This window comes from Luteibacter sp. HA06 (assembly GCF_054061215.1).
Map to the genome: position 1 here is coordinate 1,797,827 of NZ_JBSSDZ010000001.1, position 23,761 is coordinate 1,821,587.

At 64.3% G+C, this 23,761-nt stretch carries 26 protein-coding genes; all 26 read left to right on the forward strand.

Translation table 11 applies throughout. The features are described 5' to 3' along the window. Positions 1 to 37: 37 nt before the first annotated feature. The 26 genes from ACVWWJ_RS08245 to nuoL all read left to right on the forward strand — a co-directional run bounded on the left by ACVWWJ_RS08245 (position 38) and on the right by nuoL (position 23,757). The gene (locus tag ACVWWJ_RS08245; RefSeq protein WP_159891590.1) at positions 38 to 553 is read left to right on the forward strand and encodes a YceD family protein; all 516 of its coding nucleotides are present in this window, start codon (positions 38 to 40) and stop codon (positions 551 to 553) included. A gap of 18 nt (positions 554 to 571) precedes the next feature. Next, positions 572 to 766 (forward strand): 50S ribosomal protein L32, encoded by a 195-nt coding sequence (gene rpmF / locus ACVWWJ_RS08250; protein ID WP_036112167.1) that lies wholly within the window; start codon positions 572 to 574, stop codon positions 764 to 766. An 84-nt stretch (positions 767 to 850) separates the two neighbouring features. Continuing rightward, positions 851 to 1,819 carry a beta-ketoacyl-ACP synthase III gene (locus ACVWWJ_RS08255; protein ID WP_159891662.1) on the forward strand — a complete coding sequence of 323 codons (969 nt, stop codon included), beginning with the start codon at positions 851 to 853 and terminating at the stop codon, positions 1,817 to 1,819. Between the two features lie 135 nt (positions 1,820 to 1,954). Then, a complete protein-coding gene (gene fabD, locus ACVWWJ_RS08260; RefSeq protein WP_456967376.1) occupies positions 1,955 to 2,905 on the forward strand; it encodes an ACP S-malonyltransferase in 951 nt (316 codons plus the stop codon). A 27-nt stretch (positions 2,906 to 2,932) separates the two neighbouring features. Beyond that, on the forward strand, positions 2,933 to 3,676 hold the full coding sequence (gene fabG, locus ACVWWJ_RS08265) for a 3-oxoacyl-ACP reductase FabG (RefSeq protein WP_456967377.1): 744 nt from the start codon (positions 2,933 to 2,935) through the stop codon (positions 3,674 to 3,676). Between the two features lie 186 nt (positions 3,677 to 3,862). Then, positions 3,863 to 4,102: an acyl carrier protein gene (gene acpP, locus ACVWWJ_RS08270; protein WP_046968734.1), complete on the forward strand. Its 240-nt coding sequence runs from the start codon at positions 3,863 to 3,865 to the stop codon at positions 4,100 to 4,102. 149 nt (positions 4,103 to 4,251) lie between these two features. Then, entirely contained in the window at positions 4,252 to 5,568 is a 1,317-nt protein-coding gene (gene fabF / locus ACVWWJ_RS08275) for a beta-ketoacyl-ACP synthase II (RefSeq protein WP_159891596.1), read from the forward strand. A gap of 5 nt (positions 5,569 to 5,573) precedes the next feature. Continuing rightward, entirely contained in the window at positions 5,574 to 6,920 is a 1,347-nt protein-coding gene (locus ACVWWJ_RS08280) for an aminodeoxychorismate synthase component I (protein WP_456967378.1), read from the forward strand. Further along, positions 6,917 to 7,750 (forward strand): aminodeoxychorismate lyase, encoded by an 834-nt coding sequence (pabC, locus tag ACVWWJ_RS08285; RefSeq protein ID WP_456967379.1) that lies wholly within the window; start codon positions 6,917 to 6,919, stop codon positions 7,748 to 7,750. Before ACVWWJ_RS08280 ends, pabC begins: the two co-directional genes overlap by 4 nt. Then, positions 7,750 to 8,778, forward strand: coding sequence for an endolytic transglycosylase MltG (gene mltG / locus ACVWWJ_RS08290; protein WP_456967380.1), 1,029 nt, complete (start codon positions 7,750 to 7,752; stop codon positions 8,776 to 8,778). The genes pabC and mltG overlap by 1 nt, the downstream gene beginning before the upstream one ends. After that, a complete protein-coding gene (tmk, locus tag ACVWWJ_RS08295; protein ID WP_456967381.1) occupies positions 8,769 to 9,419 on the forward strand; it encodes a dTMP kinase in 651 nt (216 codons plus the stop codon). Before mltG ends, tmk begins: the two co-directional genes overlap by 10 nt. After that, positions 9,416 to 10,351, forward strand: coding sequence for a DNA polymerase III subunit delta' (gene holB, locus ACVWWJ_RS08300; protein WP_456967382.1), 936 nt, complete (start codon positions 9,416 to 9,418; stop codon positions 10,349 to 10,351). Before tmk ends, holB begins: the two co-directional genes overlap by 4 nt. A gap of 64 nt (positions 10,352 to 10,415) precedes the next feature. Then, positions 10,416 to 11,378, forward strand: coding sequence for a PIG-L deacetylase family protein (locus ACVWWJ_RS08305; protein ID WP_456967383.1), 963 nt, complete (start codon positions 10,416 to 10,418; stop codon positions 11,376 to 11,378). A 37-nt stretch (positions 11,379 to 11,415) separates the two neighbouring features. Further along, positions 11,416 to 11,775 (forward strand): PilZ domain-containing protein, encoded by a 360-nt coding sequence (locus ACVWWJ_RS08310; protein ID WP_046968726.1) that lies wholly within the window; start codon positions 11,416 to 11,418, stop codon positions 11,773 to 11,775. A gap of 268 nt (positions 11,776 to 12,043) precedes the next feature. Next, positions 12,044 to 12,400: an NADH-quinone oxidoreductase subunit A gene (locus ACVWWJ_RS08315; protein ID WP_159891608.1), complete on the forward strand. Its 357-nt coding sequence runs from the start codon at positions 12,044 to 12,046 to the stop codon at positions 12,398 to 12,400. Further along, positions 12,391 to 12,945: a NuoB/complex I 20 kDa subunit family protein gene (locus tag ACVWWJ_RS08320; protein ID WP_046968724.1), complete on the forward strand. Its 555-nt coding sequence runs from the start codon at positions 12,391 to 12,393 to the stop codon at positions 12,943 to 12,945. Before ACVWWJ_RS08315 ends, ACVWWJ_RS08320 begins: the two co-directional genes overlap by 10 nt. Positions 12,946 to 12,958: 13 nt before the next feature. Then, on the forward strand, positions 12,959 to 13,687 hold the full coding sequence (locus ACVWWJ_RS08325; RefSeq protein ID WP_159891610.1) for an NADH-quinone oxidoreductase subunit C: 729 nt from the start codon (positions 12,959 to 12,961) through the stop codon (positions 13,685 to 13,687). A gap of 27 nt (positions 13,688 to 13,714) precedes the next feature. Continuing rightward, on the forward strand, positions 13,715 to 14,944 hold the full coding sequence (locus ACVWWJ_RS08330) for an NADH-quinone oxidoreductase subunit D (protein WP_456969682.1): 1,230 nt from the start codon (positions 13,715 to 13,717) through the stop codon (positions 14,942 to 14,944). A gap of 21 nt (positions 14,945 to 14,965) precedes the next feature. Next, entirely contained in the window at positions 14,966 to 15,493 is a 528-nt protein-coding gene (nuoE, locus tag ACVWWJ_RS08335) for an NADH-quinone oxidoreductase subunit NuoE (RefSeq protein WP_159891614.1), read from the forward strand. Positions 15,494 to 15,503: 10 nt separating this feature from the next. Then, positions 15,504 to 16,847, forward strand: a complete 1,344-nt coding sequence (gene nuoF / locus ACVWWJ_RS08340) for an NADH-quinone oxidoreductase subunit NuoF (protein ID WP_159891616.1) — start codon at positions 15,504 to 15,506, stop codon at positions 16,845 to 16,847. Next, positions 16,844 to 19,156, forward strand: coding sequence for an NADH-quinone oxidoreductase subunit NuoG (nuoG, locus tag ACVWWJ_RS08345; protein ID WP_456967384.1), 2,313 nt, complete (start codon positions 16,844 to 16,846; stop codon positions 19,154 to 19,156). The genes nuoF and nuoG overlap by 4 nt, the downstream gene beginning before the upstream one ends. Before the next feature lie 2 nt (positions 19,157 to 19,158). Then, positions 19,159 to 20,181 carry an NADH-quinone oxidoreductase subunit NuoH gene (gene nuoH, locus ACVWWJ_RS08350; protein WP_159891620.1) on the forward strand — a complete coding sequence of 341 codons (1,023 nt, stop codon included), beginning with the start codon at positions 19,159 to 19,161 and terminating at the stop codon, positions 20,179 to 20,181. A gap of 5 nt (positions 20,182 to 20,186) precedes the next feature. Continuing rightward, the gene (gene nuoI, locus ACVWWJ_RS08355; protein ID WP_159891622.1) at positions 20,187 to 20,678 is read left to right on the forward strand and encodes an NADH-quinone oxidoreductase subunit NuoI; all 492 of its coding nucleotides are present in this window, start codon (positions 20,187 to 20,189) and stop codon (positions 20,676 to 20,678) included. A gap of 19 nt (positions 20,679 to 20,697) precedes the next feature. After that, positions 20,698 to 21,357 (forward strand): NADH-quinone oxidoreductase subunit J, encoded by a 660-nt coding sequence (locus ACVWWJ_RS08360; RefSeq protein ID WP_159891624.1) that lies wholly within the window; start codon positions 20,698 to 20,700, stop codon positions 21,355 to 21,357. Next, positions 21,354 to 21,659, forward strand: coding sequence for an NADH-quinone oxidoreductase subunit NuoK (gene nuoK, locus ACVWWJ_RS08365; RefSeq protein WP_036112219.1), 306 nt, complete (start codon positions 21,354 to 21,356; stop codon positions 21,657 to 21,659). The genes ACVWWJ_RS08360 and nuoK overlap by 4 nt, the downstream gene beginning before the upstream one ends. Positions 21,660 to 21,663: 4 nt before the next feature. Continuing rightward, positions 21,664 to 23,757 carry an NADH-quinone oxidoreductase subunit L gene (gene nuoL / locus ACVWWJ_RS08370; protein WP_456967385.1) on the forward strand — a complete coding sequence of 698 codons (2,094 nt, stop codon included), beginning with the start codon at positions 21,664 to 21,666 and terminating at the stop codon, positions 23,755 to 23,757. Positions 23,758 to 23,761 lie beyond the last annotated feature (4 nt).

Here is a 23,761-nt window from a genome sequence, read left to right on the forward strand (position 1 = left end):
TGACTTCAGGTGGGTTGATGCCTACCATTTCCCGATTATGTCCGTGACCTTGCCATCGTCCGTGGACGCTTGGCGCGAAGTTCGTGCGCGGCGTTCGTTCCAGGGCTCGCTTCCTGTGTCGGCTTTTGCCCGCCTCGGTGAAGTCATTGCGTCGCCCGAGGGCGACGTAACCTACGAGCTGGACTTCGGTCGCGACGAGTTCAATATCGCCTATGTGGCCGTTCGTGCGAAGGCACCGTTGACCGTGATCTGTCAGCGTTCGCTGGAACCGTTCGTGCTTACGGTTGAGATCGATACACGTCTCGGACTGATTGTCGAAGAAAGCGAGGAAGCCGCGTTGCCCCCGGGGTACGAGGCACTTCTCGTCGAACAGGATGGAAAGCTCAGCCTGGTCGCGACGATCGAAGATGAACTGCTGTTGGCGCTGCCCCTGGTTCCGGTCAATCCGGACTACGAGCTGCCTGACGACATTGTTGGTGCCGACGAGGAAGAAGACTCCTCGACGGAAACGTCTGAAAACCCGTTCGCGGCACTCCGCGGACTCATAAAGTAATTTCGCTGGAGATTTGTCATGGCAGTTGCCAAGAGCCGCAAGACCCCGTCCACCCGTGGCATGCGTCGTTCGCACGATGCGCTGACGACCGTTCAGCTGTCGACCGATCCGACCAGCGGCGAAGTGCACCTGCGTCACCACGTGACCAAGGATGGCTTCTACCGCGGTAAGAAGGTCATCGACACCCGCGGTGCGGTTGAAGTCGAGGACTGATCTCCCTCCCCAGGGATGATCACGACGCAGGCGGCGCGGTAACGCGCCGTTTTGCGTTTCTGGCCTACGAGAAGGGGAACGGTTCTGAAATACGCCCGCATCATCGGTACCGGTAGCGCGTTACCGGACAAGGTCGTGACCAATGCCGACCTCGAAAAAATCGTCGACACCACCGACGAGTGGATCCGCACGCGGACCGGCATCTCCGAGCGCCACTACGCCGCCGACGGCGAAACCACGGGCGACCTTGCCTTCCTGGCTGCCCAGCGCGCCCTGGAGGCCGCTGGCGTCAAGGCATCCGAGATCGACCTGATCATCATCGGCACGACCACGCCGGATCTCATTTTTCCGTCCACGGCCTGTCTTGTGCAGCATCGCCTGGGTGCCAACGGCTGCGCCGCATTCGACGTGAATGCGGCCTGCTCGGGCTTCGTCTATGCCCTGGGCATCGCCAACGCGTTCGTACGTAGCGGGCAGTCGAAGAAGGCCCTCGTGATCGGTGCCGAAACGCTTACCCGCATGGTCGATTGGACGGAGCGCGAAACCTGCGTGCTGTTCGGCGACGGCGCGGGCGCCGTGGTGCTGGAGGCCTCGGACGAACCGGGCATCTTCACCACGCGCATGCGTGCCGACGGCGGTTTCAAGCATCTGCTGTTCAATCCGGTAGGCGTCTCCGCCGGGTTCACGGATGCGCCCAACCACGGGGTGAAGATCAGCATGCTGGGCCGCGAAGTGTTCAAGGTCGCGGTCAAGACGCTGGACTCCCTGGTAGGTGAGACGCTCGCGGACGCCGGCATGAAGGAAGAAGAGATCGACTGGCTGATTCCGCACCAGGCGAACCTGCGCATCATCGAGGCGACGGCCAAGCGCCTGAATATGTCGATGGACCGGGTCATCGTCACGGTCGACAAGCACGCCAACACCTCATCCGGCTCGGTGCCGCTGGCGTTGGATTACGCCGTGCGTTCGGGCAAGGTGAAGCGGGGCCAGAACCTGCTGCTCGAAGCCTTCGGTGGTGGTTTTACCTGGGCGTCGGCTTTGCTGCGGTACTGAGCAAAGTGCCCGCCTTGTGTGGGGCTGGCTCCGTGTGGAAGCCGGCGATGCCGGCGCACCACACGCCTGCGAATGGTGCAATCGCCCCCGGGTTGCTGGCACCATTCGCGGTTTGACGTCCCGGAAACTCCACGCATGACCGCATCCAGCGCCACGCTCGCCTTTGTCTTTCCCGGTCAGGGTTCGCAGTCCGTCGGCATGCTTGCCGAACTGGCCGCGGTGCATCCCGAAGTCCGTGCCGCGTTCGATGAAGCCTCCGAGGGCGCCGGTATCGACCTGTGGGAGCTGAGCCAGAACGGCCCTGAAGATCGCCTCAACAGCACCGAGAACACGCAGCCGGCGTTGCTGGCCGCCAGCGTTGCCGTATGGCGTGTCTGGCTGAAGCAGGGTGGAGCACGTCCTGCTTACCTTTCCGGGCACAGCCTGGGTGAGTACAGCGCCCTGGTCGCTGCTGGCGCCATCTCCCTCAAGGACGCCGCCGCTCTCGTCGCCGAGCGTGGCCGGCTCATGCAGGCCGCCGTTCCCGCCGGCGTGGGTGCCATGGCCGCCATCCTCGGTGGTGACGATGCCCAGATCGCCCAGGTGTGTGAGGAAGTGGCCCAGGGCCAGGTCGTCGCGCCGGCCAATTTCAACTCGCCGGGCCAGTTGGTCATCGCGGGCCATGCCGAGGCCGTGGACCGCGCCCTGGCGCGCCTGGCCGAGCTGGGTGTGAAGAAGGCCGTGAAGCTCGCGGTGTCCGTGCCCTCGCACTCCATGCTCATGCGCGAAGCCGCGGACAAGCTCGGCGAGCGCATGGCGCAGATCGAATGGTCGATGCCGCCCATTCCGGTCGTCCAGAACGCCGACGCGCAGATTCATGCCTCGGTCGAAGATATTCGCGGGGCCCTTATGCGTCAGCTCTACCTGCCGGTGCGCTGGACCGAATGCGTCCAGGCGCTGGCCGCCCATGGCATCACGCAGGCGCTGGAGTGCGGTCCGGGCAAGGTACTTTCCGGCCTGATCAAGCGCATCGACAAGTCCGTCGAAGCCAGGGCGATCGGCACGCCTGCTGACCTCGACGCGGCCCTGGCGGCCGCTACCGCCTGACACCTCCCCGTTACGACAGGAATCCCCATGACCCAGACCCTCCAGGGCGAGATCGCGCTCGTCACCGGCGCAAGCCGCGGCATCGGCGCAGCGATTGCTGACCGTCTCGCAGCGCTCGGCGCGACCGTCTTCGGCACCGCGACCACGGAGTCCGGCGCCCAGGCTATCGGCGAGCGCCTCGCCGGCCATGGTGGTCACGGCCGCATGCTCAACGTGACCGACCCGGCGGCGATTGAAGCCCTCATCGACAGCATCACCAAGGAAACCGGCGCGGTGTCCATCCTGGTCAACAATGCCGGGATTACGCGCGACCAGCTCCTCATGCGCATGAAAGAGGAGGACTGGAGCGCCATCATGGAGACCAACCTGACCTCCGTGTTCCGTACGTCGAAGGCGGTGATGCGCGGCATGATGAAGGCCCGCAAGGGCCGCATCATCAGCATCGCTTCGGTGGTTGGCGTGACCGGCAATCCCGGCCAGGCCAACTATGCGGCGGCCAAGGCCGGCATCATCGCGTTCTCCAAATCGCTGGCCCGTGAGATTGGCTCTCGTGGCATCACGGTAAACGTGGTCGCGCCGGGCTTCATCGACACCGATATGACCCGTGCGCTCCCTGAAGAGCAGCGTACGGCGCTCCTGGCCGGGATCGCCCTTGGCAAGCTGGGCGAACCCAACGATATCGCCGAGGCCGTGGCCTTCCTGGCCTCGCCCGCGGCGAAGTACATCACCGGTGAGACCCTGCACGTGAACGGCGGCATGTACATGCCCTGATGGAGCAGGCCTTCATCGGCCAGGGTCGGAGGCAGTCGCCACCGGCCCGTTTTTGAGAGACAATCATCGTTTCGCGCCCGGCTAAGAAAAACCGGGCGTCATCCACGTGACGGCACTGTTGTTGGCGGGCCAAGTCCTTAGCCACTACAATGCCGCCGGAATTTTCCCTCGGGAGGTAAAGGCAACATGAGCACCATCGAAGAACGCGTCAAGAAGATCGTCGTCGAGCAGCTGGGCGTCAAGGAAGATGAAGTCACCACCAACGCGTCGTTCGTGGACGATCTGGGCGCTGATTCGCTGGACACCGTTGAGCTCGTGATGGCTCTCGAAGAAGAGTTCGAGTGCGAGATCCCGGACGAAGAAGCTGAGAAGATCACGACGGTCCAGCAGGCGGTCGACTACATCAAGGCCCACGTCAAGGCCTGATAGATCGACTGGTTGTCGATCGGAGGCTTGCCTCCCGTCGATCTCCGAGCGACACGGAAGCTGCGCCTAAAGGCGCAGTTTTCGTTTCCGCTTTTCGTAACCTGCGCCCGCGTATGGTTGCGTGGATAAAGTGCTAAGGAACAAAACGCATGAGTAAACGACGTGTGGTAATTACCGGCATGGGGATTCTCTCGCCGGTCGGTAACGATGTCGCCACCGCCTGGAAGAACGTCGTCGAAGGTAACAGCGGCATCGGCCCTGTCACCGATTTCGACACCAGCGCCTATAACACCCGCATCGCGGGGGAAGTCCGCAATTTCGTTGCGGCCGACTCCTTCTTCGACGGTGTTCCGACGCCGACCGACGAGGCAGGCATCAAGGCGCTTGAAGACGAACGTCGCTCCATTGCGAAAGACTTCAAGCGGATGGACCCGTTCATCCATTACGGCATCGTCGCTGGCGCTCATGCGTTCCGCCAGTCGGGCCTGGTCGTGACCGAAGAAAACGCCGGTCGCATCGGCGTGGCCGCGGGCGCCGGTATCGGTGGCCTGCACACGATCGAAGCTACCGCGATCGAGTTGAACGAGAAGGGGCCGCGTAAGGTCTCGCCGTTCTACGTGCCCAGCTCCATCATCAACATGGTGGCCGGCAACCTGTCGATCTATTTCGGCCTGAAGGGTCCGAACATCGCGCTGGTTTCGGCATGCACGACAGCTGCGCACAACATCGGCATGGCCATGCGCCTGATCCAGTACGGCGATGCGGACGCGATGCTCGCCGGCGGCTCCGAGCACGCCACGACGACGACGGCGATGGCAGGCTTCTGTTCGGCCAAGGCGATGTCCACGCGTAACGACGATCCGACGCACGCCAGTCGTCCGTGGGATATCGGCCGCGATGGTTTCCTGCTGTCCAACGGCGCCGGCATGCTCATGCTCGAAGAGTATGAATTCGCCAAGGCACGCGGTGCGAACATCCTGGCCGAACTCGTCGGCTTCGGCATGAGCGGCGACGCGTATCACATCACTTCGCCGAGTGGCGATGGTGCGGAACTCGCGATGCGCAATGCCCTGCACGACGCGCGCATCACCCCGGAAGACGTGCAGTACGTCAACGCGCACGGTACTTCCACGCCGGTGGGCGACCTTGGCGAAGCCAAGGCCATCCGCAACGTGTTCGGCGACCACGCGACGGCAAAGGGCAAGTTCGCGGTCAGCTCGACCAAGTCGGTCACCGGTCATCTGCTCGGCGCTGCCGGTGGTGTCGAGGCGATCTTCTCGGTCATGGCGATCCGTGACGGCATCATGCCGCCGACGATGAACCTCGTCGACGTGGATCCGGAAGTCGCCGCACTCGGCATGGATCTCGTGCCGAACAAGGCGGAGAAGGCGGACATCAACATCGTCGTGTCGAACTCGTTCGGCTTCGGCGGTACCAACGGTACGCTCGTCTTCCGTCGCCTCTGATCGGCGTGGCTTTCGTCACGCGAACCCTGGCCGGCCGGCGCGATCTCCTCGCGCCGGCCGCGTCGTATCCGACGCGCTATCCGGCCTTGCTGGCAAGTGCGGTCACCGGCACGCCGCAGTCGCGTTTCGACATCCTCTTCGCCGCGGGCGACGCGTCGCTGACGCTCGACTCGCACGGTGTCGTGCGTGACGGCTCGGGTGACATCGTTCCCGGCACGTTTCTCGATGCGCTCGACGCCGCCTGGGCAGCGCGCCATCTTCCGCGCGTGGACGACGGATTGCCGTTCCATGGCGGCTGGATTGTCTACCTGGCATACGAGCTCGTCGGCCAGATCGAGCCGAGCCTTCGCCTGCCACCATCGCGCGGTGCCGCACCCGTCGCATTTGCCTTGCGTACACCTGCGGCGGCGATCGTGGATCACGTTGAAGGTCGAACGACCCTCATCGCAGAGGAGGGTGCGGGACACTGGCTGGACACACTGGCCGCCGATCTCGACACAGTCCTCCCCGATCTCACGCTTGCCGTTCCCGACGTCGTCGAGGAAGACGAACCATCGAGGTTTCTCGATGGCGTCGTGCGCATCCATGAACACCTGCGGGCGGGTGATGTCTTCCAGGTGAACCTCTCGCGTCGCTGGACCGCGCGGTTCGCCGATGCACCTTCGCCGGCAAGCCTGATGGCTGCGCTCCGGAAGGCTAATCCCGCACCCTTCGCGGGTCTGCTCCAGCAACCGTCATGGGCCATCGTCAGCTCGTCGCCGGAACGGCTGGTGGAGTCGCGGGATGGCGTGCTGCAGACGCGTCCGATTGCCGGCACGCGTCCCCGGATTCCCGGTGACGACGATGCGGCACGCATCCACGAACTGACGACGCATCCCAAGGAGCGGGCGGAGCACGTCATGCTGATCGACCTGGAGCGCAACGACCTCGGCCGCGTCTGCGTGCCGGGCAGCGTGAAAGTCGATGAACTCATGGTGGTGGAGAGCTATGCCCATGTGCACCATATCGTTTCCAACGTGCGCGGCCGTGCGCGCGAAGGCGTCACACCTGGCCAGGTGATAGCGGCGACCTTCCCGGGCGGCACGATCACCGGTTGCCCGAAGGTGCGCTGCATGGAGATCATCGGCGACATCGAGCAGGAGCCGCGTGGTGCCTACACCGGCGCCATCGGTTATCTCGACGACAATGGCGACATGGACCTCAATATCCTCATTCGCACGCTGATGGTCGAGGGGTCGCAGGTGTCGTTGCGCGCGGGTGCCGGCATCGTCACCGATTCCGTCCCCGACACAGAGCTCGACGAGACGCGAGCCAAGGCGCGCGGCCTGCTACGCATCTTCGGCGCGGCATGAGCTCGCGCCACTCAGTCGATTTTGTCGGGACCGATCGCCTGGATGCGGCGGATCGCGGCCTGATGTACGGCGACGGACTGTTTGAAACGCTGCGCGTCGTCGGCGGCGTCGTGCCTCTCTGGCTACGACACGCTGAGCGGCTACGCACTTCGGCGGAGCGTCTCGGGCTTCCCGCACCGGATATCGACGCGATGCTGGCCGAGGTCCTGCGGCTGGCCGGAGGTGTCGACGATGCCGTTGCCCGTATCACGTATACGGCGGGCACCGGCGAACGCGGGTACGCGCGCCCAGGCACGGTCAGGCCGGTGACGGTGATCGGCGTCGCACCCCTGTCATTCGCCGCAGAGCTCTATCGCGACGGCATCGCGCTGCGTCTTTGCGACACGCGTCTCGGTGACCAGCCCCTGTTGGCCGGGATGAAACATCTCAACCGGCTCGAGCAGGTACTGGCGAGGTCGGAATGGCAGGACTCGCAGTGGCAGGAAGGCCTGATGGCCGATCAGCAGGGCCGTGTCGTCTGCGCCACGGCCGCTAACCTTTTCGCCGTCGTGGGCGGTGGCCTGGTCACCCCGCCGGTGGATCGCTGTGGTGTCGCCGGCGTCGCACGCGCGGAACTGTTAGCCGCAGGCAAGGCGCACATCGACCATCTGACGGCGCTGCAGCTGGTCGAGGCCGACGAGGTCTTCCTCACATCGGCCGTTCGGGGCATTCTTCCCGTTCGGGCTTTCGCTGGCCGAACCTGGCAGCCCGGTCCGGTGACCCGCCATTGGCAGGATCACTGGCGCGGGATCGGCCTGCCACTTCCGAACCGTTCGAAGGATTCCGATTGATGAAAGTGCGCGGCATCGCCCTCTGGCGTGTCATCTTGCTGGTGGTGCTGGTCGCGGCGATCGCCGTGGGTAGCTGGCTCTTTTTCGACTGGTCGCGCTTTGCGCGCACCCCCCTGAATGTGCCCGTGGCTGGCCAGAGTGTGGACGTGGCGCGCGGTGCCTCATTCAAGGACATCGTGCGCGACCTGCGCGATCGCGGTGCGACGCGTGCCTCGCCTCTTTACTGGCGCGTACTGGCGATCGAAATGCGCGCCTCCGGCCGGCTGCATGCCGGCGAGTACCTGCTGCGTCCCGGCATGACGCCACGAGACCTGATCGGTGACATGGCCAACGGCAAGGTCATGCAGCGCAACTTCACCATCGTCGACGGCTGGAGTTTTGCCGACGTGCGTCGCGCCCTGGCGGCGACCGACACGTTGTCGCACGACACCGCCGGCGTGGATAACGACGACCTGATGAAGCGCCTCGGCAACGAGGGCGAACACCCGGAAGGCCGTTTCCTGCCCGAGACGTATGCCTACGTGAAGGGCGATACCGATTCCAGCATCCTCAAGCGCGCGCATGCCGCGATGGTCAAGACGCTCGATGTCGCCTGGGCGGCGCGTGCCCCGGACCTGCCGCTGGCGACCTCGTATGAGGCCCTGATCCTCGCGTCGATTGTCGAGAAGGAGACGGGCAGGGCGGATGAGCGTCCGCGCATTGCCGGTGTGTTCATCCGGCGGCTTCAGTTGCGCATGTTGCTGCAGACGGATCCGTCGGTGATTTACGGCATGGGTGACAGCTACGCGGGCAATATCCACAAAAGCGACCTCACCACCGACACCCCCTACAATACGTACACCCGGGTTGGCCTGCCGCCGACACCGATCGCCATGCCGGGTCGGGCTGCCATCCAGGCAGCGCTGCATCCGGTTGAAGGCAAGGATCTGTACTTCGTGGCCAGGGGCGATGGCAGCCACGTCTTCTCGGCGAATCTCGACGATCACAACCGGGCCGTGGCCTGCTACCAATTGAAGCGATGCCAGTGACGACACCCCAACGCGGTCGACTGATCACCCTCGAAGGCGGCGAAGGCGCCGGTAAGAGCACGCTGCTGCGCGGGCTCGAAGAGCACCTGCGCGCGCAGGGCGTCGATCTTGTCGTCACTCGTGAGCCCGGCGGTACCGACGTGGGTGAGGCCGTGCGCGGCGTCGTGCTCGACGCCGCCAATAACGAGCTGTGCGCAGAAGCCGAGCTCCTGCTGATGTTCGCCTCGCGCGCCCAGCTGGTACGCCAGGTGATCGAGCCAGCGCTGGCGGCTGGTCGCTGGGTGCTCTGCGACCGCTTTACCGATGCCAGCTTTGCCTACCAGGGCGGCGGCCGTGGCCAGCCGCAGGCGCGCATCGAGGAATTGGAGGCCTGGGCGGCGCTCGGCCTCAAGCCCGATATCACGCTGTTGCTCGATCTTCCCGTCAGCATTGGCCGTGCGCGTGCCGCGGGCCGTGGCGAGGCGGATCGTATCGAGGTAGAAGGCGACTCCTTTTTCGAACGCGTGCGCGGCACCTATCGCGCTCGGGCTGCGGCGGAGCCAGCGCGTTTCCGCGTGCTGGATGCCTCCGCCACGCCCGACGCGGTGCTGGCGCAAGCGATCGACGGTGTTGCGGGCCTGTTCGCCGGGGCTGTCTCGTGAGCCTGCGCCCGTGGCACACCGACGCCTGGGCGCGTCTGCAGGCGCGCCGCGAGCGCGACGCGCTGCCGCACGCGCTCCTGCTTGCCGGGCCGGCTGGCCTGGGCAAGAGGGATTTCCTGGCGACCTTCGTCAAGGGCCTGCTTTGCCAGCAGACCACGGACGGCATGCCCTGCGGCGTCTGCCGTAGCTGTCTCCTTGTCGCTGCCGGCACGCACCCCGATGTGGCCGCCCTGTCGTTCGGGCTGCGCAAGGACGGGGTGACGCGCAGTGAGATCGTGGTCGACCAGATCCGCGACCTGTCCGCACGTCTGGCCATGTCCAGCCAGTTCGGCGGCTGGCAGGTGGCCACCGTGGACCCGGCGGACGCGATGAATGCGGCCGCTGCGAACGCCCTGCTGAAAACCCTTGAAGAACCCACCCAGGCGACACTGCTGGTCCTCGTCGCCGACGAGCCGGCACGCTTGCCTGCAACCATTCGCAGTCGTTGCCAGCGCGTCGAATTCCTGGTGCCGTCGCGTGAGGCCTCGCTGGCCTGGCTGGCCGGTGAGGGGGTCAAGGACGCCGAAGCGGCGCTCGACGCCGCTGGCGGCAATCCCGGTATGGCACGCACGTGGGCGGCCGACGGTGCGCTCAAGCAGCGTGGTGAAGTCCGGCATGACCTTAAGGCCCTGGCCGGGGGGCGTGGCGATGCAATGGAGGTGGTCAAGCGCTGGCAGGCTGCCGAGCCGGCCCGTTACCTGTGGTTCGCCGCGCAGGCCGCGACGGACGAGCTTCGCGCGCGTGCCGCCCACCTGGCCACGCCGCTGGAAAGCCAGATGGACGACGAGGCACTCGATGCCTGGTACGGCAAGGCGAATCGCGCAAGGGACGCCCTCCGCGGGCCGCTTCGTGTCGACCTGCTGCTGCTCGAGCTTCTTGCCGCCTGGCGTTGACGCTGTCTTATCGGTCGTTCGGCCTTAATCGGCACATTCCCCGCGATTCCCAAGGAACCTGCCTTTGTCCCGTGCCCCCGTCATTGACGGCAGTACCCGGCTTCTCGTCGTAGCACCCCACCCGGACGACGAGTCTCTCGCCGCGGGCATGCTGATCCAGCGCACGCTCGCTGCCGGGGGGCGCGCCGACGTGCTGCTGCTTACCGATGGCGACGACAATCCCTGGCCGCAGCGCTGGCTGGAGCGGCGTTTGGTGATCGATTCGGCCGGGCGCGCCCGCTGGGGCGCGCGGCGTCGGCTCGAGGTCGCGGCGGCTCTGGGACGGCTCGGTGTCGGTCCTGAGCATCTGCATGCACTGGGTTGGCACGATATGCAGGTGACCGTCGAGCTTCGCCAGCGAACGTCGGCCGCCGTGGGCGCCGTTCGTCGCATCGTCGAGCGGGTGCGACCCAGCCTGGTGGTGATCCCCGACTTGGGCGACAGCCACCCCGATCACGGATCGGCCCATGTTCTTGCGCGACTGGCTTTGTCGGCCGCTGGCTCGATGGCCGACATACTCACTTATATGGTGCATGGTACGGAGCGCTCGCCGCCCGAGGAGCTCATCGTTCCCGATTCCGACCCGGAGCGGCTTGCTACGAAGCTCAACGCCGTGCTCGAGCACGCGACGCAGATGGCCTTGAGTCGCAAACGGATGCTTGGCGTCGCCTCGCGGCCGGAGCGCTTCGACCGTGCGCCTGCGGCGCCGGGAACCGGAGCACTCCGGCTGCCGTGGCGTCCCGGGCCGCTGGCGGCGACGCGGTTGCGCCTGGTCCTCGCGGACGGGCAGGGCGTACAGGTCTGGCCCTGGCGCAAGGCGCCGATCGAGCGGGCGGGGGATGCGTGGCTGCTTCCCTTGCGCGGCGCGCCGGGACCGGCCTTCGCCAAGCTCACGGCCGACCTCTCCACGCCCTGGATCTACGACCGCTACGGCTGGGCCGGTGAGGATCCGGAACCGGTCGGGCTTGTGGCCCGGGCCGCCGGGTAGCTAGGATGGCGGTCAAACCAGGGGATTCCACGTGTCCATGAATGCCACCAGCTCGTCGCCGCGCCAGGGCATCCTGTCGTTGAAGATCAAGGACGTGAACTCCCTGTACATCTCGTACATGCCGTTCCTGAAGACCGGCGGCCTGTTCGCACCCACTGCCCAGCGCTACAGCCTGGGCGACGAAGTGGCCTTGCTGGTCACCCTGATCGACGAAAATGAGCGCCTGTCGGTGGCTGGCCGGGTCGTCTGGATCACCCCCGTGGGTGCGCAGGGCAATCGCACGGCCGGTGTCGGCATCCAGTTCAACGAATCTCCCGAGAGCGAAGGCGCCCGTCAGCGCATCGAAGCCCTGCTTGTGGGCACGCTCGCTTCCGAGCGTCCGACCCAGACCATGTGACATATCGGCGCGTTCGGGCGCCGAATGTCGGTATTGGACAAGTTTCCGCCTTATTAATACTTGTCGTGATACCTGCACGCACTGGTACAATAGATCGGTTCCCCAACGTGAGATTGTGGATATCCGGAGTCGTTGGTACGCAATGCGTCCCGACACGGATCGATCCATTTGGATCGATTCGATAAAAGCTCTGGCGACCCTAGCCGGACCGCTCGTCCCCGTCGACGGTCACTGATGCGCCCAGTGAGGCGCGGAGGTACGCAGCATCGTGCTTGCCCAATACTGGCCCGTCCTGTTGTTCATTGCCGTGGCCGTAGGCCTAGGCGTGGTCCTGATGGCGATCGGCATCCTTGCCGGCCCCAGCCGTCCCGACTCCGAAAAGCTCTCGCCCTATGAGTGCGGCTTCGAAGCCTTCGAGGACGCGCGCATGAAGTTCGACGTGCGCTACTACCTCATCGCCATCCTCTTCATCATTTTCGATCTCGAAATCGCCTTCCTGTTTCCCTGGGCGGTGGTGTTCGACAAGATCGGCGCGATCGCGCTGATCGAGATGGCGCTGTTCCTCGCGCTGCTCGTGGTCGGTTTCGCTTACGTCTGGAAGAAGGGAGCGCTCGAATGGGAGTGATGACCACGATCGATCGGGTGATGCACAACCCGACGCCGCTCAACCTCGTCGACGATATCCTGCGTCCCAATGGCGACGCCCCGGTGGTCAACCGTGGCTTCGGCGTGACCAGCATCGACGCCCTGATGAACTGGGCACGTACCGGTTCCATGTGGCCGATGACCTTCGGTCTGGCCTGTTGCGCCGTCGAAATGATGCACGCGGGTGCCGCGCGTCTCGATCTCGACCGCTTCGGCGTCGTCTTCCGTCCCAGCCCGCGCCAGTCCGACGTGATGATCGTCGCCGGCACCCTGGTGAACAAGATGGCCCCGGCGCTGCGCAAGGTCTATGACCAGATGCCCGAGCCGAAGTGGGTCATCTCCATGGGCTCCTGCGCCAACGGCGGCGGCTACTACCACTATTCCTACTCGGTCGTTCGCGGCTGCGATCGCATCGTTCCGGTCGACATCTATGTACCGGGTTGCCCGCCGACGGCCGAAGCGCTGATCCACGGCATCCTGCAGTTGCAGAAGAAGATCCGTCGCACCCACACGATCGCGCGTTAACAGGGCATCGCACATGAGCGTTATTAACGAGACCTCGCTGGTTGAACGGCTCGCCGCGCGCTTCGGCGACATGCTGACGGTGAAGGTCGATCGCAATGAAGTCACCGCCGAGGTGGCTCCGCGTGACCTGATCTCCGTGGCTACCGCGCTGCGTGATGAGGCAGGCTTCCGCTTCACGATTCCCATCGACGTCTGTGGCGTCGATTACCTCAGCTACGGGCAGACCGAGTGGGACACCGACACGGCGCAGGGCGAGAGTTTCTCGCGCGGCGTGGAAGGTGAGGCCATGGGTCGCTTCACGTGGGCCGACCGCCCGCGCAAGGTCGAGCAGCCGCGTCGTTATGCCGCGGTGTTCCATCTGCTCTCGATCGAACTCAACCAGCGCATCCGCCTGCGCGTGTTCTGCGAAGACGACGCCTTCCCGATCGTCCCGTCGGTCACGCCGGTATGGCCGGGTACGGACTGGTTCGAGCGCGAGACCTTCGACCTGTACGGCATCATCTTCGACGGCCATCCGGATCTTCGTCGCATCCTCACCGACTACGGTTTCGTGGGTCATCCGTTCCGCAAGGATTTCCCGCTCATCGGTAACGTCGAAGTGCGTTACGACCCCGAGCAGAAGCGTGTCATTTACGAACCGGTCTCGATCGAGCCGCGCGTGCTCGTGCCGCGCACGATCCGTAACGACGCCGATCTCGATCAGGCCAGGGCGGAATCCGCCGATCATTGGCGGGAGAACTAAGCCGTGGAAGAAATTCGCAATTACACGATGAACTTCGGCCCGCAGCATCCTGCTGCGCATGGCGTGTTGCGCCTGGTGCTGGAGATGGACGGCGAGACGATCGTGCGCGCCGATCCGCATATCGGCCTGCTGCACCGTGGCACGGAAAAGCTTGCCGAGTCCAAGCCGTTCAACCAGTCCATCGGTTACATGGATCGCCTCGACTACGTCTCGATGATGTGCAACGAGCACGCCTACGTGCTGGCCATCGAGAACCTGCTCGGCATCCAGGCGCCGATCCGTGCGCAGTACATCCGCACGATGTTCGACGAGATCACCCGCATCCTGAACCACCTCATGTGGGTGGGTTCGAACGCGCTCGATCTCGGCGCCATGGCCGTCTTCCTCTACGCGTTCCGTGAACGCGAAGAGTTGATGGACGTCTACGAGGCGGTATCCGGCGCGCGCATGCACGCCACGTTTTACCGCCCGGGCGGTGTCTACCGCGACCTGCCGGACCAGATGTCGAAGTACCGCGAGTCGCCGTGGCACAAGGGCGCCGACCTCAAGCGCCGCAACGCATGGCGCGAAGGTTCGATGCTGGACTACCTCACGGAGTTCACCAACGACTTCCCGGCGCGCGTCGACGAATACGAATCGCTGCTTACGAACAACCGTATCTGGAAGCAGCGTACGGTCGGCATCGGCGTCATCCCGCCCGAGAAGGCGCAGGCCTGGGGCATGACCGGCGCGATGCTGCGCGGTTCGGGTATCGCCTGGGATCTCCGCAAGAAGCAGCCGTATGCCGCCTACGCGAACATGGAATTCGACATTCCGGTCGGCGTGAACGGTGACTGCTACGACCGTTACCTGGTCCGCGTCGAAGAGATGCGCCAGTCGAACAACATCATCAAGCAGTGCATTGCCTGGCTGAAGGCCAACCCGGGCCCGGTGATGGTGCAGAACTACAAGGTCGCGCCGCCCAGCCGCGAAGAAATGAAGAGCGACATGGAAGCGCTGATCCACCACTTCAAACTCTTCACGGAAGGCTACGGCGTACCCGCCGGTGAAACCTATACCGCCGTCGAAGCGCCCAAGGGCGAGTTCGGCTGCTATCTCGTGTCCGACGGTGCGAACAAGCCTTTCCGCGTGCATCTGCGCGCGCCCGGCTTCGCCCACCTGTCTTCCATGGACGCGATCGTGAGAGGCCACATGCTCGCCGACGTTGTCGCGATGATTGGCACCTACGATCTCGTCTTTGGCGAAGTCGACCGCTAAGTCGACGGAGTGAACTGAATCATGAAAGCCACCGGACATTTTGCGCAGGTCAAGGACGTCGATCCCCTTGTCGTGCTCAACGATCACACCCGCAGCCATATCGATCACTGGGTTTCCAAGTTCCCGCCGGATCGCAAGCGCTCCGCGCTGATCCAGGCGCTCATGGCGGCGCAGGAACAGAACGTCGGTTACCTCACCGACGAACTGATCACCGCGGTCGCCAAGTACCTCGAACTGCCGGCGATCTGGGCGTATGAGGTCGCGAGCTTCTACTCGATGTTCGAGACCACGCCTGTCGGTCGCAACAACGTCGCCATCTGCACCAACATTTCCTGCTGGTTGAACGGGGCCGAAGGCCTGGTTCGCCATTGCGAGAAGAAGCTCGGCATCAAGACCGGCGAGAGCACCGCCGACGGCCGCATCTATCTCAAGCAGGAAGAGGAATGCCTCGCCGCTTGCGCGGGCGCGCCGATGATGGTCGTCAACGGTCACTACCACGAGAAGCTGACGACCGATTCGGTCGACGCGATCCTCGACGGTCTTAAGTGAGGTAAGGGCAATGGCTAGCACCACTGGTCCGGTCGGACCCGCACCGCAGGAACACCAGGTCGTCTACACGACCCTGCATTTCGAGAAGCCCTGGGCGCTCGAGAGCTATGAAAAGGTGGACGGTTACAAGGCATGGCGCAAGATCCTGGCTGAAAAGCCGGATCCCGCTGCCCTGATCGAAGAGATCAAGAAGAGCGCACTGCGCGGTCGCGGCGGCGCCGGCTTCCCCACGGGCCTGAAGTGGAGCTTCATGCCCCGCACGGCACCGGGCCAGAAGTACATCCTGTGCAATTCGGACGAATCCGAGCCGGGTACCTGCAAAGACCGTGACATCCTGCGCTTCAACCCGCATTCGGTCATCGAAGGCCTGGCGATCGCGTGCTACTGCACGGGCTCGACCATTGCCTACAACTACCTGCGTGGCGAGTTCCACCACGAGCCGTTCGAGCACATCGAAGAAGCCCTGAAGGAAGCCTATGCGGCCGGCCTGCTCGGCAAGGACATCGGCGGCACCGGTATCGACGTGGACATCTACAACGCCCTCGGCGCCGGCGCTTACATCTGCGGCGAAGAAACCGCGTTGATGGAGTCGCTCGAAGGCAAGAAGGGCCAGCCGCGCTTCAAGCCGCCGTTCCCGGCCGGTTTCGGCCTGTACGGCCGTCCGACCACGATCAACAACACCGAGACGTACGCCTCGGTGCCGGCGATCCTGCGCAACGGTGCAGAGTGGTTCCTCAACCTCGGCAAGCCGAACAACGGCGGCCCGAAGATCTTCTCGGTCTCCGGTCACGTCGCCAACCCGGGTAACTTCGAGATCCGTCTCGGCACGCCGTTCTCCGAGCTCCTGGAAATGGCCGGCGGTATCCGCGGCGGCAAGAAGCTCAAGGCCTGCATCCCCGGCGGTTCGTCGATGAAGGTGCTGACGGCCGAGAAGATCATGGAATGCACGATGGACTACGACTCCCTGCAGAAGGCGGGTTCGGGTCTGGGCTCGGGCGCCGTGATCGTGATGGACGAAACCACCTGCATGGTTCGCGCCTGCCATCGCATCTCGCGCTTCTACATGGCGGAGTCGTGCGGCCAGTGCACCCCGTGCCGCGAAGGTACCGGCTGGATGCACCGCGTGCTCTCGCGCATCGTTGAAGGCAAGGGCACGACGGACGATCTTCATCGCCTGAAGGCGGTTGCCGGTCAGATCGAAGGGCACACCATCTGCGCGTTCGGTGAAGCCGCCGCGTGGCCGGTGCAGGGCTTCCTGGCAAACTTCTGGCACGAATTCGAATACTACGTGGAGCATGGCCGGTCGATCGTCGACGGCCCGGCGGACACGGTCACCACTGGAGTCGCTGCATGAGTGCGCAGCCCGTAGCCAATGCCGCGCCGGATCTGGTCAATATCGAGATCGACGGCGTTCCGGTGCAGATAGCCAAGGGTCGGATGATCATCGAGGCGGCCGACGCCGTCGGGATTCCCATTCCGCGTTTCTGCTATCACCGCAAGCTTCCGATCGCCGCCAACTGCCGCATGTGCCTGGTGGAAATCGAGAAGATGCCGAAGCCGGCGCCCGCCTGCGCCACGCCGGTAGGCGAGGGCATGAAGGTGTTCACGCGTTCGGACAAGGCGCTGAAGTCGCAGCGCAACGTGATGGAATTCCTGCTGATCAACCATCCGCTGGACTGCCCCATCTGTGACCAGGGCGGCGAGTGCGAACTGCAGGATGTCTCCCTCGGGTACGGCCGTTCGGTGTCGCGCTATAACGAGCGCAAGCGCACCGTTTCGGACGAAAACCTCGGGCCGCTGATCGCGACCGAGATGACCCGCTGCATCCAGTGCACGCGCTGCGTCCGCTTCACCAGCGAGATCGCCGGCACGTACGAGCTCGGCGGGATGAGCCGCGGCGAGAACCTGGAAATCGGTACGTACATCGGCAAGACCATCGAAAGCGAACTGTCGGGCAACATCATCGACGTTTGCCCGGTCGGCGCGCTGACCAACAAGCCGTTCCAGTTCCAGGCCCGTGCCTGGGAGCTGGTGGCACGTCCGTCCGTCGGCTACCACGACGCATTGGGTTCCAACCTGTGGATGCATACGCGCCGCGGTGAAGTGCTGCGCAACGTGCCGCGCGACAACGAAACGATCAACGAATGCTGGTTGTCCGACCGTGACCGTTACAGCCACCAGGGCCTGTACGCCGCGGATCGCGTGAAGTCCCCGATGGTCAAGCGCAACGGCCAGTGGTCGGCGACGACCTGGGACGACGCGCTTGCCGTCGCCAAGGAAGCGCTGAAGAGCGTTCCAGGCTCGGATCTCGGCGTGCTGGTGAACCCGGCCACGTCGAACGAGGAGGGCGAACTGCTCGTCCGTCTCGCTCGCGGGCTGGGCAGCGCCCATGTCGATCATCGCCTGCGTCAGCTCGACTTTGCCGACAACGCGTTCGCCAGGGCCTTTGCCTCGCCGATCGCCTCGTTCGACAAGGTGAAGGCTGCCTTGCTGGTCGGTTCCGACCTGCGTAACGAAGTGCCGCTGCTCAACCACCGCATCCGTCAGGCGGTGAAGAAGGGCGCGAAGGTTTATGCCGTGAACCCGGCGCACTTCAACTTCAACTACCCGCTGGCTGGCGAGTCGGTCGCCGCGCCGCACGCGCTGGTTGCCGAACTGCTGGTGCTGGCCAAGGCCGCCAGCGAGAACGGCGCCACGGTGCCGGAGTCGATCGCTTCTGCCCTCAACGGTGTGGAAACGACCGACGCCCACCGCGACGCGTTCAAGGCGCTCGGTGACAACGCCGTTGTCATCCTCGGCCACGCTGCGGTGACCCATCCGGAAGCGTCGTGGCTGCGTGCCATCGCGCGCTTCATCGCGCAGGCTGCCGGCGCCTCGTTCAACGAGATCCCGGTCGGCGCCAACGCCATCGGTCTGTCGTCGGTCGGCGTGCTGCCGACTGCCGGCGGTCTCGACGCACGCGGCATGCTGGCCCAGGCCCGCAAGGGTTACGTGCTCTACAACGTCGAGCCGCCGCACGACTTCGCCGACGGCACGCTTGCGCTGCAGGCGATGCATTCCGCGCAGACGGTGGTCGCGTTCGCCGCTTTCGCCAGCGATGCGCTGAAGGACTCGGCCGATGTGATCCTGCCGATCGGCCTGACGCCGGAAATCGACGCGACCCTGGTCAACGTCGAAGGCACCGCACAGACCGTACTGCCGGGTGGCAAGGCACCGGGCGACGCGCGTCCGGGTTGGAAGGTGCTGCGCGCGCTGGGCGGCATGCTCGGCGTCGCCGGCTTCGAGTTTGACGATCTTGCCGGCCTGCGTGAAGGCTTCACCGAGCGTGCTTCGGAGGTTCGTCCTTCACTCGCCACACGCGCTTCGGGCGTCACCTTCTCGCGCCTGGCCACCACGCCGATCTACCGCGTCGATGCGGTAGTCCGTCGTGCCGGCGCGCTGGCGTCGCATCCGCTGAACCGTGCCGCCGCCATCCGCATCAATGCGGACGACGCTGGCAAGCTCGGCCTCATCGATGGTGCCAACGCGCGCATCGGCGATGCCGTCCTTCCGGTGGCCATCGATGCCTCGGTGCCTGACGGTGCCGCGTGGATCGAAGCCGCGCACTCCGAAACCGCCATGCTGCCTCCGTACGGCGCGGCCATCACCGTGAGCAAGGCGTAACCATGGGCGCTCAACTCTTCGATCATGTCCTGCTGCCGGTGCTCTACATCCTGGCGATCGTGCTGCCGCTGGTCATCGGCGTCGCACTTTACGTCTGGTGGGAGCGCAAGGTGCTCGGCTGGATGCACGTCCGCATGGGGCCGAACAAAGTCGGTCCCGCCGGTCTTCTCCAGGCCTTCGCCGACGTCGTCAAGCTGCTGCTGAAGGAAGTCGTCCTTCCGACCAACGCCAACCGGGCACTCTATTTCCTGGCGCCGATGCTCGCCCTGGTCCCCGCGCTCGCTGCGTGGGCCGTGGTGCCGTTCGGTCCGGAAGTCGTCCTCGCCAACGTCAACGCCGGCGTGCTGTACCTGCTGGCCATGACCTCGATGGGTGTCTACGGCATCATCCTCGCCGGCTGGGCCTCGAACTCGCGCTACGCGATGCTCGGTGCGATGCGCGCGGCGGCACAGGTGATCTCGTACGAACTGTCGATGGGCATGTCCATCGTCTGCGTGCTCGTGCTGACCGGTAGCCTTAACCTCTCGGCCATCGTCAACGCGCAGTCGGGCAACTTCTTCACCTGGTACTGGCTGCCGCTGCTGCCGGTGTTCGTCATCTACTTCGTCTCGGGCGTCGCGGAAACCAACCGTGCACCGTTCGACGTGGCGGAAGGTGAGTCCGAAATCGTCGCGGGTTTCCACGTCGAATACTCCGGCTCGCCGTTCGCGCTGTTCTTCCTGGCCGAATACGCCAACATGATCCTGGTCAGCTTCCTGACCTCGATCTTCTTCATGGGTGGCTGGCTCTCGCCGTTCCCGGAAAGCTGGGGCCTTATCGGCCACGGCGGTTTCCATTGGCTGTTCATCAAGGCCTTCTTCTTTGCCTTCCTGTTCCTGTGGTTCCGCGCGAGCTTCCCGCGCTACCGCTATGACCAGATCATGCGTCTCGGCTGGAAGGTCTTCATCCCCATCACCATCGTCTGGGTCCTCGTCGCCGGCTGCATGAAGTATTTCGGCCTGGTCCACGTTGGCACGGGAGCCTGAAAGCCATGACCCGCGTAACCCACTATTTCAAAAGCCTGCTGCTCATCGAGCTGTTCAAGGGCATGGGCCTGACCATGCGCTACATGTTCAGCCCGAAATACACCGTGCGTTATCCGTTCGAGCACATCCCGAAGTCGAACCGCTTCCGTGGCCTGCACGCCCTGCGCCGTTACGCCAACGGTGAAGAGCGTTGCATCGCCTGCAAGCTGTGCGAAGCGGTGTGCCCGGCGCTGGCGATCACGATCGACTCCGCCCCGCGTCCGGAAGATGGACAGCGCCGTACCACGCGCTACGACATCGACCTGTTCAAGTGCATCTTCTGCGGCTTCTGCGAGGAGAGCTGCCCGGTGGATTCCATCGTCGAAACGCACGTGCACGAGTACCACTTCGAACATCGCGGCGAGAACGTAGTGACCAAGGCCCAGCTGCTGGCCATCGGTGACCGGTTCGAGCAGGACATCGCTGCCGCCCGCGCGCAAGACGCGGCTTACCGCTGAGCGCCCGGAGAATCACGCGATGAATACCGATCTGCTTCAACTCATCTGTTTCTACCTCTTTGCCGCGGTGGCGGTCATCGGCGCGCTGATGGTGATCACCGTGAAGAACTCCGTCCATGCGGTGCTCTCGCTGGTGCTGACCTTCTTCAGCATGGCCTGCGTATGGCTCCTGGCAGAGGCGGAGTTCCTGGCCGTCGCCCTGGTCGTCGTCTACGTCGGCGCGGTGATGGTGCTGTTCCTGTTCGTGGTCATGATGCTCGACATCAAGCAGGAGGTCGTCCGCGAGGGCTTCATCCGCTACCTGCCGGTGGGCATCATCGTCGCGGTGGTCATGCTGGTCGAAATGCTGGCGATGATCGGCGTGAAGGCCATGCACGCCCACACGCTCGGTCCCAACCCGGCCGGTAACTCGAACGTCGCGTGGCTGGGCCAGGCCCTGTACACCGACTTCCTGCTGCCGTTCGAAATCGCCGCCCTGATCCTCACCGTGGGTATCGTCGCCGCCGTGGCCCTGACTTTGCGTCAGCGTGTCGGCGTGCGTCACCAGTCCGCGGCGCAGCAGGTCGTGGTCCAGGCCACCGACCGCGTTCGCGTGATCAAGGTCGCCAGCGAACAGATGGCATCCGTCAGCCCGGCCCCGGCCCCGGTTGTCGACCCGACGCAGGAGAACGCCAAGTGATCACGCTTTCCCATTACATCGTCCTCGGCGCGATCCTCTTCTGTATCGCGGTTGCCGGACTCTTCATCAACCGCAAGAACGTGATCGTGCTGCTCATGGCGATCGAGCTGATGCTCCTGGCGGTGAACACAAACTTCGTAGCCTTCTCGCGCTTCTTCGGCGATGTCGGCGGCCAGGTCTTCGTGTTCTTCATCCTTACCGTGGCCGCGGCGGAATCCGCTATTGGCCTGGCGATCCTGGTCCTGCTGTTCCGTAATCGCAGCACGATCAATGTCGCCGAAATCGACAGCATGAAGGGTTGATCCGATGAGTCTCTCGCTTTCAATCCTGCTGACGATCGCACTGGCCCCCCTGGTGGGCGCGATCCTGGCCGGCCTCTTCGGCAAGCTGATCGGCCGGGCAGGGGCGCACACCGCGACCATCCTGGGCGTGGGCATCGCCTGCGGCCTGTCGTTCTATGTCCTCTACCAGCTCGTATGGGGTGGCGCGCAGAACTTCAACCAGGACGTCTACACCTGGTTCGAGATCGGTCGCTTCCATGCTTCGGTCGGCTTCATGATCGACCGCCTCACCGCCATGATGATGGTGGTGGTGACCTTCGTGTCGCTGCTGGTGCATCTGTACACCATCGGCTACATGGCGGAAGACCCGAGCTACCAGCGCTTCTTCAGCTACATCTCCCTGTTCACCTTCTCGATGTTGATGCTCGTCATGAGCAACAACTTCATGCAGCTGTTCTTCGGCTGGGAAGCGGTGGGCCTCGTGTCGTACCTGCTGATCGGTTTCTGGTACAAGCGCCCGACGGCGATCTTCGCCAACCTCAAGGCCTTCCTGGTCAACCGCGTGGGCGACTTCGGTTTCCTGCTCGGTATCTCGGCGATCCTGTACTTCCTGGGTACGCTCGATTACCAGACCGCCTTCGACCACGCTCCCGAGCTGGTCGGCAAGACGCTACAGATCACCCAGAACCATGCGTGGGACGCGGCGACCGTCATCGGCATCCTGCTGTTCATCGGTGCGATGGGTAAATCCGCCCAGGTGCCGCTGCACGTGTGGCTGCCGGACTCGATGGAAGGCCCGACGCCCATCTCGGCGCTGATCCATGCGGCGACCATGGTCACCGCCGGTATCTTCATGGTCGCGCGCATGTCGCCGATCTTCGAGCTGACCGAGGGTGCGCTGTCCTTCATCCTCGTCATCGGTTCGACCACGGCGCTGTTCACCGGCCTGATCGGCATCGTCCAGAACGACATCAAGCGTGTCATCGCGTACTCGACGCTCTCGCAGCTCGGCTACATGACCGTCGCACTCGGCGTGTCCGCGTACAGCGGTGCCGTGTTCCACCTGATGACCCATGCGTTCTTCAAGGCGTTGCTGTTCCTCGGCGCCGGCTCGGTCATCATGGGCATGCACCATGAGCAGGACATGCGCTACATGGGCGGCCTGCGCAAGTACATGCCGATCACCTGGATCACGATGTGGATCGGTTCGCTGGCCCTGGCCGGTACGCCGTTCTTCGCAGGCTTCTACTCGAAGGACGCGATCATCGAGGCCGTTGGCGAGTCGCATCGCTGGGGTGCGGGTTACGCGTACTTCTGCGTCATGGCGGGTGTGTTCGTCACCTCGCTGTACAGCTTCCGCCTGCTGTACATGACCTTCCACGGCAAGGAGCGCTTCCGGGTCGAGCATGCCGCACATGGCCACGGCCATGACGCGCATGCCGTTCACCACGATGCCGCTCAGCATGACGACGCGCACGGGGCACACGACGTGCTGCACGACGATGACGATCACCACGGTACACCGGGCGTGCTCGAACACGCGCCGCACGAGTCGCCGTGGGTGGTCACCGTTCCGCTGGTGCTGCTTGCCATTCCGTCCATCGTCATCGGTGGCCTTACTGTCGGCCCGATGTTGTTCGGCGACTGGTTCGGCAAGGCGATCCACGTGAACGAAGCGAACAATGTGCTTGCCGAACTCGGTCACGAGTTCCATGGCGCTATCGCGGCAGGCCTGCACGGCTTCATGCAGGCGCCGTTCTGGCTCGCGTTCGCCGGCTTCGCCGTGGCTACCTACATCTACCTGTTCAATGTCGCTCTTGCCGGAAAGATCAAGAACGCATTGAAGCCGGTTTACAACCTGCTCGACCACAAGTACTGGATCGATGAACTCTACTTCGCGGTGTTTGCGAAGGGTGGCGTGAAGCTGGGCGAAGGTCTGTCGAAGGTGGGCGATACCGCCATCATCGACGGCGCCATCGTCAACGGCTCGGCCAACCTTGTGCAGCGCATCGCCGGTGGCGTCCGCCGCCTGCAATCCGGATTCCTCTTCCACTACGTGTTCGCCATGATCCTCGGCCTTATCCTGCTCTTGGGCGGGTACTGGCTGATCGGGCAATAAGGGA

Bases quoted from the DNA above. Each gene is read 5' to 3' on its own strand.
- nuoG (WP_456967384.1), top strand. From the start codon at position 16,844: ATGAGTGCGCAGCCCGTAGCCAATGCCGCGCCGGATCTGGTCAATATC.
- mltG (WP_456967380.1), top strand. From the start codon at position 7,750: ATGAAAGTGCGCGGCATCGCCCTCTGGCGTGTCATCTTGCTGGTGGTG.
- nuoF (WP_159891616.1), top strand. From the start codon at position 15,504: ATGGCTAGCACCACTGGTCCGGTCGGACCCGCACCGCAGGAACACCAG.
- ACVWWJ_RS08320 (WP_046968724.1), top strand. From the start codon at position 12,391: ATGGGAGTGATGACCACGATCGATCGGGTGATGCACAACCCGACGCCG.
- acpP (WP_046968734.1), top strand. From the start codon at position 3,863: ATGAGCACCATCGAAGAACGCGTCAAGAAGATCGTCGTCGAGCAGCTG.
- ACVWWJ_RS08245 (WP_159891590.1), top strand. From the start codon at position 38: ATGTCCGTGACCTTGCCATCGTCCGTGGACGCTTGGCGCGAAGTTCGT.
- rpmF (WP_036112167.1), top strand. From the start codon at position 572: ATGGCAGTTGCCAAGAGCCGCAAGACCCCGTCCACCCGTGGCATGCGT.
- fabF (WP_159891596.1), top strand. From the start codon at position 4,252: ATGAGTAAACGACGTGTGGTAATTACCGGCATGGGGATTCTCTCGCCG.
- ACVWWJ_RS08360 (WP_159891624.1), top strand. From the start codon at position 20,698: ATGAATACCGATCTGCTTCAACTCATCTGTTTCTACCTCTTTGCCGCG.
- fabD (WP_456967376.1), top strand. From the start codon at position 1,955: ATGACCGCATCCAGCGCCACGCTCGCCTTTGTCTTTCCCGGTCAGGGT.
- nuoE (WP_159891614.1), top strand. From the start codon at position 14,966: ATGAAAGCCACCGGACATTTTGCGCAGGTCAAGGACGTCGATCCCCTT.
- ACVWWJ_RS08310 (WP_046968726.1), top strand. From the start codon at position 11,416: ATGAATGCCACCAGCTCGTCGCCGCGCCAGGGCATCCTGTCGTTGAAG.
- fabG (WP_456967377.1), top strand. From the start codon at position 2,933: ATGACCCAGACCCTCCAGGGCGAGATCGCGCTCGTCACCGGCGCAAGC.
- nuoH (WP_159891620.1), top strand. From the start codon at position 19,159: ATGGGCGCTCAACTCTTCGATCATGTCCTGCTGCCGGTGCTCTACATC.
- pabC (WP_456967379.1), top strand. From the start codon at position 6,917: ATGAGCTCGCGCCACTCAGTCGATTTTGTCGGGACCGATCGCCTGGAT.
- tmk (WP_456967381.1), top strand. From the start codon at position 8,769: ATGCCAGTGACGACACCCCAACGCGGTCGACTGATCACCCTCGAAGGC.
- nuoI (WP_159891622.1), top strand. From the start codon at position 20,187: ATGACCCGCGTAACCCACTATTTCAAAAGCCTGCTGCTCATCGAGCTG.
- nuoL (WP_456967385.1), top strand. From the start codon at position 21,664: ATGAGTCTCTCGCTTTCAATCCTGCTGACGATCGCACTGGCCCCCCTG.
- ACVWWJ_RS08325 (WP_159891610.1), top strand. From the start codon at position 12,959: ATGAGCGTTATTAACGAGACCTCGCTGGTTGAACGGCTCGCCGCGCGC.
- ACVWWJ_RS08330 (WP_456969682.1), top strand. From the start codon at position 13,715: ATGAACTTCGGCCCGCAGCATCCTGCTGCGCATGGCGTGTTGCGCCTG.